The 14,939-nt window shown below is 67.9% G+C and carries 12 protein-coding genes, 1 pseudogene and 1 riboswitch; of the genes and pseudogenes, 7 read left to right on the top strand and 6 right to left on the bottom strand.

Going from position 1 to position 14,939, the window contains the following annotated elements; genetic code table 11:
- Positions 1-50: 50 nt before the first annotated feature.
- From NL241_RS34420 to NL241_RS34400, 5 genes are all read right to left on the bottom strand, one after another.
- Positions 51-1,982, bottom strand: a complete 1,932-nt coding sequence (locus tag NL241_RS34420; protein WP_487692016.1) for a DNA/RNA non-specific endonuclease — start codon at positions 1,980-1,982, stop codon at positions 51-53.
- A gap of 63 nt (positions 1,983-2,045) precedes the next feature.
- Positions 2,046-2,933 carry an Rv0045c family esterase gene (locus NL241_RS34415; protein ID WP_494396385.1) on the bottom strand — a complete coding sequence of 296 codons (888 nt, stop codon included), beginning with the start codon at positions 2,931-2,933 and terminating at the stop codon, positions 2,046-2,048.
- A gap of 88 nt (positions 2,934-3,021) precedes the next feature.
- Positions 3,022-4,095, bottom strand: coding sequence for an inositol-3-phosphate synthase (locus tag NL241_RS34410; RefSeq protein WP_487692014.1), 1,074 nt, complete (start codon positions 4,093-4,095; stop codon positions 3,022-3,024).
- A 69-nt stretch (positions 4,096-4,164) separates the two neighbouring features.
- Entirely contained in the window at positions 4,165-4,710 is a 546-nt protein-coding gene (locus tag NL241_RS34405; RefSeq protein WP_487692013.1) for a PadR family transcriptional regulator, read from the bottom strand.
- 108 nt (positions 4,711-4,818) lie between these two features.
- Positions 4,819-5,682, bottom strand: a complete 864-nt coding sequence (locus tag NL241_RS34400) for a DUF1707 SHOCT-like domain-containing protein (RefSeq protein ID WP_487692012.1) — start codon at positions 5,680-5,682, stop codon at positions 4,819-4,821.
- 151 nt (positions 5,683-5,833) lie between these two features.
- On the opposite strand from NL241_RS34400, the gene NL241_RS34395 reads away from it, so the two are divergent.
- The 7 genes and pseudogenes from NL241_RS34395 (at position 5,834) to NL241_RS34365 (ending at position 13,884) form a co-directional block, all read left to right on the top strand.
- Positions 5,834-6,256, top strand: a complete 423-nt coding sequence (locus NL241_RS34395) for a DUF5318 domain-containing protein (RefSeq protein ID WP_487692011.1) — start codon at positions 5,834-5,836, stop codon at positions 6,254-6,256.
- Positions 6,249-8,720, top strand: coding sequence for a transglycosylase domain-containing protein (locus NL241_RS34390; protein ID WP_487692010.1), 2,472 nt, complete (start codon positions 6,249-6,251; stop codon positions 8,718-8,720). Before NL241_RS34395 ends, NL241_RS34390 begins: the two co-directional genes overlap by 8 nt.
- Before the next feature lie 14 nt (positions 8,721-8,734).
- Positions 8,735-10,315: pseudogene (locus NL241_RS34385) on the top strand (glycosyltransferase family 87 protein); the annotation flags it as partial.
- Positions 10,289-10,424: riboswitch (cobalamin riboswitch) on the top strand. It overlaps the preceding pseudogene by 27 nt.
- A gap of 34 nt (positions 10,425-10,458) precedes the next feature.
- Positions 10,459-11,430 carry an ABC transporter substrate-binding protein gene (locus NL241_RS34380; RefSeq protein WP_494396384.1) on the top strand — a complete coding sequence of 324 codons (972 nt, stop codon included), beginning with the start codon at positions 10,459-10,461 and terminating at the stop codon, positions 11,428-11,430.
- Positions 11,427-12,053: a (2Fe-2S)-binding protein gene (locus NL241_RS34375; RefSeq protein WP_494396383.1), complete on the top strand. Its 627-nt coding sequence runs from the start codon at positions 11,427-11,429 to the stop codon at positions 12,051-12,053. The genes NL241_RS34380 and NL241_RS34375 overlap by 4 nt, the downstream gene beginning before the upstream one ends.
- 20 nt (positions 12,054-12,073) lie before the next feature.
- Positions 12,074-13,066, top strand: coding sequence for a FecCD family ABC transporter permease (locus NL241_RS34370; protein WP_494398447.1), 993 nt, complete (start codon positions 12,074-12,076; stop codon positions 13,064-13,066).
- The gene (locus NL241_RS34365; protein WP_494396382.1) at positions 13,063-13,884 is read left to right on the top strand and encodes an ABC transporter ATP-binding protein; all 822 of its coding nucleotides are present in this window, start codon (positions 13,063-13,065) and stop codon (positions 13,882-13,884) included. Before NL241_RS34370 ends, NL241_RS34365 begins: the two co-directional genes overlap by 4 nt.
- On the opposite strand, the gene NL241_RS34360 is transcribed toward NL241_RS34365, so the two are convergent.
- Positions 13,854-14,900, bottom strand: coding sequence for a LacI family DNA-binding transcriptional regulator (locus NL241_RS34360; RefSeq protein WP_487692006.1), 1,047 nt, complete (start codon positions 14,898-14,900; stop codon positions 13,854-13,856). The two genes, NL241_RS34365 and NL241_RS34360, sit on opposite strands and share 31 nt — an antisense overlap.
- Positions 14,901-14,939 lie beyond the last annotated feature (39 nt).

Raw genomic sequence — 14,939 nt, 5'->3', positions numbered from 1 at the left:
TCAGCGGGCAATCAAACGGTGAACAGCGGGCAACGAGGTCGGCGAAAAGATCACAGCACGATGTCCTCGTCGCGCAGGATCTCCCGCGGCAGCGGCAGGGCCTCCAGCCGCGCCAGCGGATCGGCAGAGATGTAGTCGGTGAGCACCAACCCGGTCAGCGTCGCGATCGTGGCGACCGGCACCTGGAAGGTGCGGTAGGCGCCGAACGAGAACGCTTCATGGCTCACCACACCGTCCAGCAGCGCCGCCTGACTGAGCAGGTATCCCGTCGCGGAGAGCGTCCCGTCGGTCTTCACCATCGACACCACCTTCCAGTATTGGCGGGGCAGTTGCACCCCGCGGTAGTGCGGGTCGTCGTCGGCGAGCACCGGCCCGGTGAGCACGCTGACCGCCAGGCGGTGGTTGTCGGCGTTGGTCAGGATGTAGTCCTCCAGGCCCAGCCATTTCGTCTGGCCGGCGTTGAAGTCGTGGTGTTGCGGCGCGCAGTTGGTGAAGTGGAAGGTGTCGTCGTTGGCGGCTTTGGCATTCGGGCCCCACGCCGGGTCGAGACGACGCACCAGGTGCCCGCGGTCCAGATCGTTGTTGCGGTAGACGTCTTCCCCGGTCTGCTGATCCTCGGGTAGCCGCGGGTCCAGGGTCCAGCGATCGCGTTCACGGCCGATCGGGGTGATCGGGCCGGCGATGTTCACGGCGGTGAACATCGCCAGTCGTCGGGCGGTGTGCACGCGCACGCTGAAGTGGTGGTACCGCAGTTCGGGCGACAGCGGCGCCGTCGACTCCGGCAGCGGCAACGGCACGCCCAGGAAGCCGGCGTCGTAACCGTCGCGACTGGAGTAGTCCGGGTCGATGTCGATCGCTTCGTGATCCGGTTCCACCACGCCGACGGCACGGACCACACTCCCGTTGAACTGCACCGTGATTCGCACCGGCTCGGTGGCCGGGGGTGCCGACACCTCGACCCCGGCGGCCACCGGACCGGCGATCGGCGTTTTCGGAAGGTCTTCGGTCAGCAGTGCGCGTTGACCCTCCGGAAGCGCAAGGCCGTCGAGGAAGCGCAGGATGCGGCTGATCCGGATGCCCTCGTTGAGGAACGCGAACTGTTCGTTGCCGGGGGTCGGGACGCTGGCGTGATGCAGGGCGATCACTTCCCACTGGTCGTTGAACACCGGTGAGCCCGACGAGCCCGGTTCGGTGTCGGCGGAGTAGGTGACCGCGATCTCGGGGATGTCGATCACCTTGTTCTCCCGCAGCACGATCTGCTTCTTGCGGCCGCCGGGATGCTGGATGATCGTCACGTACTCGCCGATGAGAACCGTGCCCTGGGCGGCGGTCAGCCGGTTGAACCCGAACGGCGCCAACACTTCTGGGGTTGCGTCCACGGCCACCAGGGCGAAGTCCAGGTCACGGTCGGCGACGAAGAAGACATCGGGTGCGAACCCGAGCCGGGTGGGTTTGACCGCTGTCCCGCCCGGGCCGTCCTGGAAGCCGAACTCGATGGCGCTGTGCCGGGCGATGTCGGCACTGCCCAGCACGTGGTGATTGGTCAGCAGCAGCCGCGGTGACACCAGGAATCCGGTGCCGAAGCCGGCCGGTCCGGCGGCGTCGACCACGTGTACCCGACCGACCGAGCGGGCGGCGGCCACCCCTTCGTCGAGGTAGCGCACCTCGAGGAAATCGGGGGTGTTGATGATCTTCTCGAGCTGGGCTTCGGCGGCGCCGGCGCTGGCGGAGGCCAGTTCGGGTGCGGCACCGGACGGTGTGGTGTTGTCCCGGTAGGCATTGACCCGATCCATCCGCTTTGCCACGCGGTCGAGTTCGTTGACCTTCACCAATCCGTCGGGCCCGGCCAGGGCGGTGGTGTTGGTGATCCGGGTGGTGCTCCTGGCGTGCATCCGGGCGCGGGCGGCGTCCTGCTGGCGGCGCAGTTCGCGCGCGTACTCGGACTGCCCGGCGTCGGGACGCGGGATGTCGATCGTGGTCATGGCGGTTCCCCCTTGGTCGCATCGAGCGTCGCGCTGATGCGGCGGGGGATCACGCGTAGTGCGCTACGCGAGTACCTCGCGCAGGATCTCGATCAGGCGCCGCGGCTGATCGCTCTGCACGGAGTGGCCGGAATCGGCGACCACGATGGTGCGCTGGAACCCCGGTGCCTCCGCGGCGAACTGAGCGGCGTCGTCGTCGTTGACGAAGAACGAGTTGGCCCCGCGCACCAGCGTCGTCGGCATGGAGATCGAGGCGACGTCATCCCAGAGTCCCTCGAACCCCTCACCCTTGCGGAACGAGTCGTACCGCCAGGTCCAGGTGCCGTCGTCGAGGCGCTTCGAATTGTGGAACACGCCGCGCCGCAAGGAGTTCCGGTCCCGGTGCGGGGCGGCGGCCACGGTGACCTCGAGCATGGCGGCGAAGCTGGGGAAGGTCCGGTCGCCCTGCACCAGTGCGACGGTGCCCTTCTGCGCCTCGGTCATCTGGGTGTGCCGTTCCGGCGCTGACGGGGTGACGTCGACCAGCAGCAGGCGCGGCACCAGCTCGGGCGCGGTGGCGGCGATCCGCAGTGCCGTGAGCCCGCCCAGGGACATGCCGACCACCAGCGCGGGTGCGGGGGCGTGCTCGCGCAGCACCGGAATGATCTTCTCGGCGGCCAGTTTCGGTCCGTAGTCACCGTCCTCGCGCCAGGCGGAACGGCCGTGACCGGGCAGGTCCACCGCCAAGGCGGGCTCGCCGAGGCCGACGATCACGGTGTCCCAGGTGTGGGCGTTCTGCCCGCCGCCGTGCAGGAACACCACCGTCGGCGGTTCGGCGCCGAACTTCAGTGCGCTGATCTCGCCGGCGTCGATGCGCTGCACCGGAGGCACGTGTGACACCCCGGCCTGCTCGGCGTTCTCCGGCAGCAGGGCGAACTCGTCGAGACCCGGCAACTCGTCATCAGAGACCACGCTCTGACTGTACAAACACGCCGAGACTGCACACAGTGCGGGATTCCCGGGGAATTCCCGCAGCGTGCGCAGTCTCGGCGCAGAAGACTCAGCCCTCGATGAAGGTTTCGAGCTGGGTGCGGGCGATATCGTCGGCCAGCTGCTTCGGCGGGCTCTTCATCAGGTACGCCGAGGCCGCCTCGACGGGGCCACCGATACCGCGGTCCTTGGCGATCTTCGCCGCGCGCACCGCGTCGATGATGACGCCGGCCGAGTTCGGCGAGTCCCACACCTCGAGCTTGTACTCCAGGTTCAGCGGCACGTCACCGAAGGCGCGGCCTTCCAGGCGGACGTAGGCCCACTTGCGGTCGTCGAGCCAGCCGACGTGATCGGACGGGCCGATGTGCACGTCCTTGGTGTTGAACTCACGCTGCAGGTTGGACGTGACGGCCTGGGTCTTGGAGATCTTCTTCGACTCCAGCCGCGAACGCTCCAGCATGTTGAGGAAGTCCATGTTGCCGCCGACGTTGAGCTGCATGGTGCGGTCCAGCTGCACGCCGCGGTCTTCGAACAGCTTGGCCATCACGCGGTGGGTGATGGTGGCGCCCACCTGGCTCTTGATGTCGTCGCCGACGATCGGCACACCGGCGGCGCGGAACTTCTCGGCCCACACCGGGTCGGAGGCGATGAAGACGGGCAGCGCGTTGACGAAGGCCACGCCGGCGTCGATGGCGCACTGGGCGTAGAACTTGTCGGCCTCTTCGGAGCCGACGGGCAGGTAGGAGACCAGCACGTCGACCTTGGCGTCTTTGAGCGCCTTGACCACGTCGACGGCCTCGGTGTCAGAGATCTCGATGGTTTCGGCGTAGTACTTGCCGATGCCGTCGAGTGTCGGTCCGCGCTGCACCGTCACGTTGGTCGGCGGCACGTCGGCGATCTTGATGGTGTTGTTCTCCGAGGCGAAGATGGCCTCGGACAGGTCGAAGCCGACCTTCTTGGCGTCCACGTCGAAGGCGGCGACGAACTTGACGTCCCGGACGTGGTAGCGGCCGAACTTCACGTGCATCAGGCCGGGGACGCTGGCGTTCTCGTCGGCGTCCTTGTAGTACTGCACACCCTGCACCAGCGAGGACGCGCAGTTTCCGACGCCGACGATGGCGACCCGGATGTCCTGGTCAGTCATGGACGTTTCCCTTCATCTTTCAACTTGCGTATTGCGTCCGTCTTCACGAACCACTCTTGCCGTGGGTTTTCAGGGTTGATCGGTGCGCCCGTTGGCGACGCGTTCGGCGGCGATCAGCTCGTTGAGCCACTTCACCTCACGCTCGCTGGACTCCAGCCCGAGTTGGTGCAGCTGGCGGGTGTACCGATCGAACGAACTACTGGCCCGCGCAACGGCTTCACGGAGACCTTCCCGGCGTTCCTCGACCTGGCGACGACGACCCTCCAGGATTCGCATCCGGGCTTCGGCCGGGGTGCGGTTGAAGAAAGCCAGATGCACACCGAACCCGTCGTCGGTGTAGTTCTGCGGACCGGTGTCGGCCACCAACTCGCTGAACCGCTGCCGTCCGGCATCGGTGAGCTGGTAGACGCGACGGGCCCGCCGGACCTTCAAGGTTCCCTCCGGGGCAGCGTCTTCGACAATGAGCCCGTCGGTCTGCATCCGGCGCAGGGCCGGGTACAGCGAACCGTAGGAGAAGGCGCGGAATGCGCCCAGGAGTCCAGTCAGCCGTTTGCGGAGTTCATAGCCGTGCATGGGCGATTCGAGAAGAAGGCCCAAGATGGCGAGTTCCAGCATCGCCAACACCTCCTTGCTCGTCCGTTACGGCGGTTCGACACCTCGCGCAATAGTATCGCGCCGATATATACGCCGCTACATCAGAGCAACATCCGAGTGAAGATCGGCCTACTCGCTGGGGTAGGACACCCGCTTGATCACACCGTCGCCGCCCAGCTCGAGGTAGCCGCTGTTACCGAATTCCGGCGTCACGTAGATGCTCACCTCGATCGTGCCCGGCGGCGCGGTGATGTCGTCGGTGGCCTCGATGCTGACGTGTGTGCTCTCGACCTCCGCGGGATCGATACCCAGCGTCTCCGGGGCGCCGCGGATGATGCCCACCATCGCGGGGATGTCGAAGGCACCGAGGTCCACGACGCGCTCGTCGGAACCCACCGTGGTCTCCGACGGGTCATCCCAGCCGCCTCGGTAGGAGTAGCTCAGCGCGCGCCGCGGTTCCGTGGGGTCCTGACGGGTCAGCGACGCGTAGTCCTCGAAGATCGTGATGTCGTAGCCGGTGGTGTCGCCGAACTTCGAGCGCATCTGCTCGAACAGCCCGGTCAGCCCGCCCAGGGAGAACAACTGCCGCGGCGGGGTCAGCACCTTGGCGGGAATGCCGTCGGATTTGGCGCCCGGATCGGTCTCGAAACTCAACGGCGAGCTGGTGTTGCCGTACAACCCCCAGCCGATCCCGATGCCCAGTACCACCAGCACCGCCGCCACCGCGGCCCGCAGACCCCAGCCGGCGCCTGGAGTCTGCAGGGGAGACGGCTTCTTCAGGTCGGGCAGTTTGACGGGTGCGTTCTCGATCTGCAGATCGGCCACCAGCGCCTGTAGATCACCGAGGGTCGCGGCGGCAGTGGCCGCCGCCACCCGCTGGCGGTGTTCCTCCATCGACAACTGGCCGTCGGCCAGCGCACTGTCCAGAACCGCGCAGGTGTCGTTCCTGTTGCTGTCCTTGGCCCGTGTACCTGCTGTTTGACGCGTCGCCACGCGATGATCGTAAGAGTTCGTCCCCCCGGATGCTTACAACTGCGGTGATGAGCGTCATGGCATGCGGCAGCGCTGGGCGGATGCACGGTTTCGTGCACAGGGCAGGCCCGTCGCGGCTCTGTGCTCAGAAGGCCGACGTACTCTTGTGATCGTGCGATTGCAGCGACAGGTGGTGGACTACGCGCTTCGGCGGCGTTCCCTGCTGGCCGAGGTGTACTCCGGCCGCACGGGCGTCTCCGAGGTCTGCGACGCCAACCCCTACCTGTTGCGCGCCGCGAAGTTCCACGGAAAACCCAGTTCCGTCATGTGCCCGATCTGCCGGAAGGAACAGCTGACGCTGGTGTCCTGGGTGTTCGGTGACCATCTGGGCCCGGTGTCGGGATCGGCTCGTACCGCCGAGGAACTGGTACTACTGGCGACCAAGCACGAAGAGTTCTCGGTACATGTGGTGGAGGTATGCCGAACCTGCAGTTGGAATCATCTGGTCAAGTCCTACGTGCTGGGCGCGCCGAAGTCTCCGAAGGCGCCCCGCACTCGAACTGCGCGCAAGGGCGCGCGGACGGCCAGTGAGTAACCCGGGGCGGCACGACCGGTCGGCTTCTGATGATCAGCGCGGGTCAGCGGCCAACGGTGCGCACGCCAGACGACCCGAGCCCGAAACCAGCCGCCTCCCGGCGCAGCCGGAGCCACACCGCAGAAGTGCCGTGCGGCCCGACCAGCGGCCCACCTCGGTCATCCCGCCGGTGCGCGAAGTACCCGATCCCCGCCTGCGCGACCCGATCGACGTGGTCAAGGCCGCCCTCGACGGGACGCCGCCGCCGAAGCTGCCGCCCGGCGGGCCGCATCCGCCCGGCGGCGGTGGCGGCGGGCCGAAGAAGCCCTCGCAGATCAACTGGAAGTGGGTTCGGCGCGGCCTGGCCGCCGCCGCCGCGGTCCTGATCCTGCTACCGCTCATCACGTTCGGGATGGCGTATTTCATCGTCGAGGTGCCCAAGCCCGGCGACATCCGCACCAACCAGGTCTCGACCATCCTGGCCAGCGACGGCTCGGAGATCGCGCGGATCGTTCCGCCGGAAGGCAACCGGGTCGACGTCAACATCGACCAGATCCCGGTGTCGGTGCGGGATGCGGTGATGGCCGCCGAGGACCGTGACTTCTACTCCAATCCCGGCTTCTCCTTCACCGGCTTCCTGCGCGCCACGAAGAACAACCTGTTCGGCGGCGATCTGCAGGGCGGGTCGACGATCACGCAGCAGTACGTGAAGAACGCGCTGGTCGGCGACGCCCGCTCCGGTGTGGGCGGGGTGATCCGCAAGGCCAAGGAGCTGGTCATCTCGACGAAGATGTCCAGCGAATGGTCCAAAGACCAGGTGATGCAGTCGTACCTGAACATCATCTACTTCGGCCGCGGCGCCTACGGTGTCTCGGCGGCCGCCCAGGCTTACTTCAACAAACCCGTCGAGCAGCTCACCGTGGCCGAGGGTGCGCTGCTGGCGGCGCTGATCCAGCGGCCGTCGGGACTGGACCCTGCCGTCGACCTGGAAGGCGCCACCACCCGCTGGAACTGGGTGCTCGACGGCATGGTCGAAATCGGCGCACTGTCCGCCGAGGACCGCGCCGCACAGGTGTTCCCCCCGACCATCCCGCCGGAGCAGGCCGGTTCGGCCAACCAGACCACGGGCCCCAACGGTTTGATCGAGCGGCAGGTCATCCGCGAGCTGCTGGACCTGTTCGACATCGACGAGCAGCAACTCAACACCGAGGGCCTGCAGATCACCACCACCATCGACCCCAAGGCGCAGGCGGCCGCGGAGGAGGCGGTGACCGAGACCCTCGAGGGTCAGGACCCGGACATGCGGTCGGCCGTGGTGTCGGTCGATCCGAAGACCGGCGCGGTCAAGGCCTACTACGGCGGCTCGGATGCCAACGGTTTCGACTTCGCGCAGGCCGGGCTGCCCACCGGCTCGTCGTTCAAGGTGTTCGCACTCGTCGCGGCCCTGGAGCAGGGCAAGGGGCTGGGCTATCAGGTGGACTCGTCACCACTGACCGTCAACGGCATCGAGATCGGCAATGTCGAAGGCAACAGCTGCGGCACCTGCAACATCGCCGAGGCGTTGAAGCGGTCGCTCAACACCAGCTACTACCGCCTGATGCTCGAGCTGGAGAACGGCCCGTCCGACGTCGCCGACGCCGCGCACCGGGCCGGTATCGCCGAGAGCTTCCCCGGTGTCGAGCACACCTTGAGCGAGGACGGCCAGGGCGGGCCGCCGAACAACGGCGTGGTGCTGGGGCAGTACCAGTCCCGGGTCATCGACATGGCCTCGGCGTACGCGACGCTGGCTGACTCCGGCGTCTACCACCGGCCGCACTTCGTGCAGAAGGTGGTCAACGCGCAGGGCCAGGTCCTATTTGACGCCAGCACCCAGGACACCGAGGGTGAGCAGCGCATCGACAAGGCCGTCGCCGACAACGTCACCGCCGCCATGCAACCCATCGCCGGCTATTCCAACGGCCACAACCTGGCCGGCGGCCGCCCGTCGGCCGCGAAGACGGGCACCAATCAGCTCGGCGACACCGGCGCCAACCGCGACGCCTGGATGGTCGGGTTCACCCCGTCCTTGTCGACCGCCGTCTGGGTGGGCACCGTCGACGGCACCAAGCCGCTGGAGAACCAGTGGGGCTCGCCGGTGTACGGCTCGGGCCTGCCGTCGGACATCTGGAAGGCAACGATGGACGGCGCCCTCGAGGGCACCGACGACGAGGAATTCCCGAAGCCGACCGAGATCGGCGGGTACGCCGGGGTGCCTGCCGCTCCGCCACCGCGGCCGACGCAGACCGCGCCGCCGACACCGCAGCCGGGCACGGTGATCCAGCCCAGTATCGAGATCGCGCCGGGTATCACCATCCCGCTGGGTCCGCCGACGACGGTGCCGGCTCCGGTTCCGGGTGGCGCTCCGCCCGTACCGGCCGCGCCGGGCGCTCCGGTGCCCCCGCCGGTCGACCCCAACGCACCGATCGTGCCCCCGCCGCCCCCGTGACGGAATCGGGGGGAGTGTCACCGCAGCGGTTGGCCACCGATACCCGCAGTGCCGACGATCGGGACCTGCCCAGCCGCAACGATGTGATGGTGTCGGCCATGTCCGACGTGGTCGGGGGACCGGTCGGACGGCATGCACTCATCGGCAGGCAGCGGTTGTTCACCCCGCTGCGGGTCATCTTCGTCATCGCCCTGGTGTTCCTCGCGCTGGGGTGGACCACCAAATCGCCGTGTCTGCAGACCGTGGGCACCGGCACCGCCGATCAACGCGTGGCCAACTGGGAGAACCAGCGGGCCTACTACTCGCTCTGTTATTCCGACACCGTGCCGCTCTACACCGCGGAGTTGTTGAGCCAGGGCAAGTTCCCGTACAAATCGAGCTGGCTGGAGACCGACGAGAACGGTCAGCCCCGCACCCAGTACGACGGCACCCAGGCCATCCGTTACATGGAGTATCCGGTGCTCACCGGCGTCTACCAGTACGTGTCGATGGCGCTGGCCAAGACCTATTCGGCGCTGACGCGGGCCGTCACCTGGCCGGTGCTCTCCGGTGTCGCCGAGGTGGTGATGTTCTTCAACATCGCCGCGTTCGGCCTGGCGCTGGCCTGGTTGGCGACGGTGTGGGCCACCGCGATGCTGGCCGGACGCCGCATCTGGGACGCCGCCCTGGTGGCCGGCTCGCCTCTGCTGATCTTCCAGATCTTCACCAATTTCGACGCGCTGGCAACGGCTTTCGCCATGGGTGGGCTGCTGGCGTGGGCGCGCCGAAGACCGGTGCTGGCCGGTGTGCTGATCGGCCTCGGGGTGGCGGCCAAGCTGTATCCGGCGCTGTTGCTCCTGCCGATCGTGCTGCTGGCGGTGCGGTCGGGCCGTCTCGTCGAGGCCGGTAAGACGGTGGCGGCGGCGCTGGCCGCCTGGCTGGTGGTCAACCTGCCGATCATGGTGCTGTTCCCGCAGGGGTGGGCGGAGTTCTTCCGGCTCAACAGCCGCCGCGGTGAGGACATGGACTCGCTGTACAACGTGTTCGGCAGCTTCACCGGCTGGCGGGGTTTCGACACCGAGCTCGGCTTCTGGGAGCCGCCGGCGATTCTCAACAGTGTGGTTGCGCTGTTGTTCGTGTTGTGTTGTGCCGCAATCGCCTACATCGCGCTCACCGCACCCACGCGGCCCCGGCTGGCGCAGTTGGCGTTTCTGGTGGTGGCGGCGTTCCTGCTGACCAACAAGGTGTGGAGCCCGCAGTTCTCGCTGTGGCTGGTTCCGTTGGCGGTGCTCGCGCTCCCGCACCGCAGGATCCTGCTGGCCTGGATGACCATCGACGCCCTGGTGTGGGTGCCGCGCATGCTGTTCCTGTTCGGCGAGCAGAACAAGGGTCTGCCCGAGCAGGCGCTGACCACCACCGTCCTGCTGCGAGACATCGCCGTCATCGGGCTCTGTGTCCTGGTGATCCGGCAGATCTACCGCCCCGCCGACGACCTGGTGCGCTGGCGTGGCCGTATCGACGATCCGTCGGGCGGGGTCTTCGACCGGGCTCCGGACAACCCACCCTCGTGGTTGCCGGACTTCCTCTCAGCTAAAGTCGGTAGCGCCGGTCAACCGATCGGCTCCGATGGACAAGCAGGAAGCCGGTGTGAATCCGGCGCGGTCCCGCCACGGTGACCGGGTAGCGAACCCGGAAGTCCGATACTGCCTCCACCGGATGAGCCTGCCCTGGGACGAGGACATCCCGGATGGAGTCACGCATGACCGTTCGCACACTCTGTGCCATCCTCACCGTTGTAGCGCTTCTCGCCGGCTGCAGTTCGGCAGCTTCGGACACCAAAGCCGAAGCGGCAGAGGGCTTCCCGCTCACCATCGACAACTGCGATGAGGCCGTCACCGTCGACGCGCCGCCGGCCCGGGCGGTCGGCTATTTCCAGCAGTCCACCGAGATCATGCTGGCGCTCGGATTACAGGACTCTGTGGTGGGCAATGTCTACCCGGACAATCCGCCGCTGCCGCAGTACCAGCAGGCCTACGACGACATCCCGTTGATCTCGGACAAGGACGCTTCCTTCGAACAATTGCTGGCGGCGGGCCCGGATTTCGTCTACGGCGGCTACCGCAGCGCGTTCGCCGAGTCGGAGGGCCGCGCCCGCGCTGCGTTCGCCGATGCCGGGATCACCACGTATCTCAGCCCGGAGGCCTGCGCGACGGGCCCGGTCCGGATGGATGACGTCTACGCCGAGATCGAGCGGGTCGCCACGATCTTCGGTGTGCCGGAACGCGCGGAGAGCCTGACGACCGAGATGAAACGCAGCGTCGACGACGCGCGCGCCGGCATCGAGGGCGTGCCACCGCTGAAGGTGTTCGTCTACGACAGTGGCGAGGACTCGGCATTCACCGCCGGCGGCAAGGGAATCGGAACCCAGCTCATCGAATTGGCCGGGGGAACCAACATTTTCGCCGATCTCGACGAGGTGTTCGGCGACGTCTCGTGGGAACAGGTCATCGAACGCAACCCCGATGTCATCGTCATCTATGACTACTTCGGCGCGCCGGGGGTGGAGAACAAGAAGGAGTTCCTGCGGTCGCGGCCGGAGCTGGCCGACGTACCGGCGATCAAGAACAACAGGTTCGCCGACCTGACCCTGCAGGACACGGTGATGGGGGTTCGGGCGCCGTACGCGGTGGGCAAGCTGGCAGCGCAGTTGCATCCGGACCGCTTCCAATGACGTTGGCGGCTGCGCTCACCCGCGCCGCCCGGTTCGGCGGGTACTTCGAAGTCGGACTGGACGGGGCCGTTCCGGAGTTCGACCTCGACAGGACGCTGACGGCGGTGGCCGCCCGGCTCGGTACCGCCGAGTCACGGGTGGCGGTGTCCTCTCTGCAATACGAGTTCGCCGAACGACTGTGGGCGGTGTCGCTGGGGGCGTGGGCTTTCGGCCGCATCGTGCCGGACCTGACCGGGCTGCGGTACGGCGCCGGCGCAGACGGCAGGCTGGTCCTGGGTTTCGCGGACCTGCGCGGCACCGATTGTCTGGGTGCGACCACGGAACAGGTGGCAGAATTGTTGGCGCACAACGTCATCAGCCAGCTCGAAGTCTTCCACGAGACCGTGCGGACCGCCACCAAGATGGCCGATGGTCTGCTGTGGGGCAACGCCGCCACGGCATTGGTGCTCTCGGCGCGGTCAGCCAGCCGGGGCCGGTCCTGCTATGCCGTCGCGTCGGCGTTGTTGGCGCAGCCGCCCCTGCTCGGCCGGGTCATCGGACCGATCACCACCCCCAAGCGGCGGAGCTGTTGCCTGTTCTACCGCACGGCCGCCGGACGCAAGTGTGGGGACTGTCCGCTGTGAACCCGCGGGCTTCCTACCCCATGGTCATGCTGGGCCTGGCCGCCCTTCTGGTCGCCAGCATGGTGCTGGGTCTGGCGATCGGCTCCATCAACGTCCCGCCGGCCGATGTCGCCAAAGCGATTCTGCAACAACCTGTTCCCACGCATCACGCGACCATCGTGCTGCAGGTGCGGGGGCCGCGGGTGCTGCTGGGCGCGGTGGTGGGCGCCGGCCTGGGTGTGGTCGGGATGACCTTGCAGGCGCTGGTACGCAACCCGCTGGCCGATCCGTTCCTGCTCGGGGTCTCCTCCGGTGCTTCGGTGGGCGCGGTGGCGGTCATCCTGACCGGGGTGACGGTGTTCGGGTTCGCCTCGACGTCCGTCGCCGCCTTCCTGGGTGCTCTTGCGGCACTGGGGTTGGTGTACCTGCTGTCCCGCGCCGGTGGCCAGATCACCACCACCCGCCTGGTCCTCGCCGGTGTCGCGGTCGCCTACGTGCTGTCGGCGGTGACCAGCTTGATGCTGATCATGTCGAGCAGCGGCGACCAGGCCCGCCAGGTGTTGACCTGGCTGCTGGGCGGTTTGGGTGGGGCGAACTGGGATTCCCTGTGGCTGCCGCTGTCGGTGGTGTTGATCGGGCTGGCGGTGCTGCTGGCGCAGTCCCGCATCCTCAACGTCCTGCTGGCCGGTGATGAGGCAGCGATGACAATGGGGGTGGACGCCAACCGGTTTCGCGCGCAGGTGTTCGTGGTGACCTCACTGGTCACCGGTGTGCTGGTGGCCGTCAGCGGGCCCATCGGGTTCGTCGGGCTGATCCTGCCCCACGCGGTGCGACTGCTCGTGGGCAGCGACCACCGGCGGGCGCTGCCGGCCACCGCGCTGGCGGGCGCCTCCTTCCTGGTGATCGCCGATATGGCGGCCCGGACGTTGGCGTCACCGCAGGAGATCCCGGTGGGTGTGCTCACCGCGTTGTGCGGTGGGCCGTTCTTCCTCTGGCTCATCCGCCGGGATGCCCGCCGGACGGTGGCCGCGTGAGCGCCGCGCGATTGCGGGCCGACGCGGTGTCGGTGCGCCTCGGCGGCCGCATGGTGGTCGAATCGGTGTCGCTGTCGGCTGAACCGGGCCAGGTCATCGGGGTGGTGGGCCCCAACGGGTGCGGAAAATCCACCCTGTTGCGCGCGCTGGTGGGCATCCTGAAACCCGCCGCCGGGCAGGTGTACGTCGACGGGGTGAAGATCGGTCAGCTGTCCAGCAGGGAGCTCGCCCGCCGGGTGGCCACCGTATTACAAGATGCGGCAGGTGATTTCGATCTGCGCGCCCACGATGTGGTGGCGATGGGCCGCGCCCCGTTCAAGCGGATGTTCCAGCGTGACGACGCAACGGACGCCGCGATCGTCGCGCAGGCGCTCGACCTGGTGGGCGCCGCGCATCTGACGTGGCAGCCGTTCGCGCTGATGTCCGGCGGCGAGCGCCAGCGGGTGCTCATCGCGCGGGCCCTGGCGCAGCACCCGCGTCTGCTGGTGCTCGACGAGCCCACCAACCACCTCGATATCCGGCATCAGTTCGACGCCCTGGCGTTGCCGCGCCGGCTGGGGGTGACGGCCGTCGTCGCGCTGCATGATCTGAACCTGGCCGCGCACTATTGCGATGTCATCCACGTGCTCGATCGCGGGCGTTCGGTGTGTGCGGGCCCACCGGCGGAGGTTCTGACCCCGGAGTTGTTGGCGCAGGTCTACGGTGTCGTCGGCACCGTCGGCCCGCATCCCGTCACCGGTCGGTCCCAGGTGAGTTTCGATCCGGGAGGGTCGGTGGCCGCGACCGGTCAGGCGGTCTCGCGCGCGACAATGCGATAGCCGACGTCGACGGCGGTGGCGTCGACGGCTTCACCGTTGATCCGGGCCAGGAGGAGATCGGCTGCGCGCGAACCGATTTCGTTGACGTCCACACTGACGGTGGTGAGCGCGGGGATGAGGTGGCGGGCTATCTCGAAGTCACCGAAACCGGTGATCGCCAGCTGGTCCGGCACCACCAGGCCCCGTCGCTGGGCAGCCAGCACCGCGGCCGCCGCGAAGACGTCGGAGGCGAACACCACCGCGGAGGTTTCGGGATGGCGTTGCAGCACGGTGTCGAGCAACTCCACCCCGGTGTCCATGGACACCTCCCGGCCGGGCAGGTCCACCACACGCAGGGGTTCATCGGGGAGCAGGGCGCGCATCCCGGCGGTGAATCCTTCGAGCCGCCGGCTGGCCCGGGCGTCACCGGGTCGCAGGATGCCGGCGAATGTCAGTCTGCGATGGCCGTTGTCGACGAGGTAGCGCACCACGTCGATCATCGCGTCGCGGTTGGAGAAGCCGACCAGGGTGTCCAGCGGTTCGGTGTTCCAGTCCCACGTCTCGACCACCGGGGCGCCGTAGTCCCGGAGCAGTCGGGTGGTGAGGTCGGTGTGCAGCGTGCCGACGATCAGGAAACCGTCCGGGCGCCGGGAGATGGCGCCGCGAATCAGGTCCTCCTCGCGCTCCTCCTCGTAATCGGTGTAGCCCACGGTCATCTGGTAACCCGCCGGGCCCAGACGCGCCGCCGCCGCGCGCAGGGTGTCGGAGAAGATCGACGCCGAGATCACCGGGACGATGGCCGCGATGGTGCGGCTGCGATTCGAGGCCAGGTGGCTGGCGGCCAGATTGGGGACGTAGCCGGTCTCTTCGATGGCCCGGTGCACCCGCTGCCGGGTCTCCTCGGATACCCGGTCCGGGCGGCTGAGCACCCGGGACACCGTTTGGGCGGACACGCCCGCGGCCTCACCGACCTCCTGCATCGTGACGGATCGGGTCGAGGAGGCGCCACGAGTGCGCCGCTGGGTGGACCCAGCCACACGGCCCCCTTCGATCGATCGGTCGGCATCCGGTGGTGC

The organism is Mycolicibacterium sp. SMGY-1XX, from assembly GCF_059132455.1.
The sequence above is the reverse complement of the archived record's forward strand: the minus strand, read 5'-3'. Positions and strand labels throughout refer to the sequence as shown.

Bases quoted from the DNA above. Each gene is read 5' to 3' on its own strand.
- NL241_RS34420 (WP_487692016.1), bottom strand. From the start codon at position 1,982: ATGACCACGATCGACATCCCGCGTCCCGACGCCGGGCAGTCCGAGTAC.
- NL241_RS34405 (WP_487692013.1), bottom strand. From the start codon at position 4,710: ATGCTGGAACTCGCCATCTTGGGCCTTCTTCTCGAATCGCCCATGCAC.
- NL241_RS34370 (WP_494398447.1), top strand. From the start codon at position 12,074: ATGGTCATGCTGGGCCTGGCCGCCCTTCTGGTCGCCAGCATGGTGCTG.
- NL241_RS34375 (WP_494396383.1), top strand. From the start codon at position 11,427: ATGACGTTGGCGGCTGCGCTCACCCGCGCCGCCCGGTTCGGCGGGTAC.
- NL241_RS34410 (WP_487692014.1), bottom strand. From the start codon at position 4,095: ATGACTGACCAGGACATCCGGGTCGCCATCGTCGGCGTCGGAAACTGC.
- NL241_RS34380 (WP_494396384.1), top strand. From the start codon at position 10,459: ATGACCGTTCGCACACTCTGTGCCATCCTCACCGTTGTAGCGCTTCTC.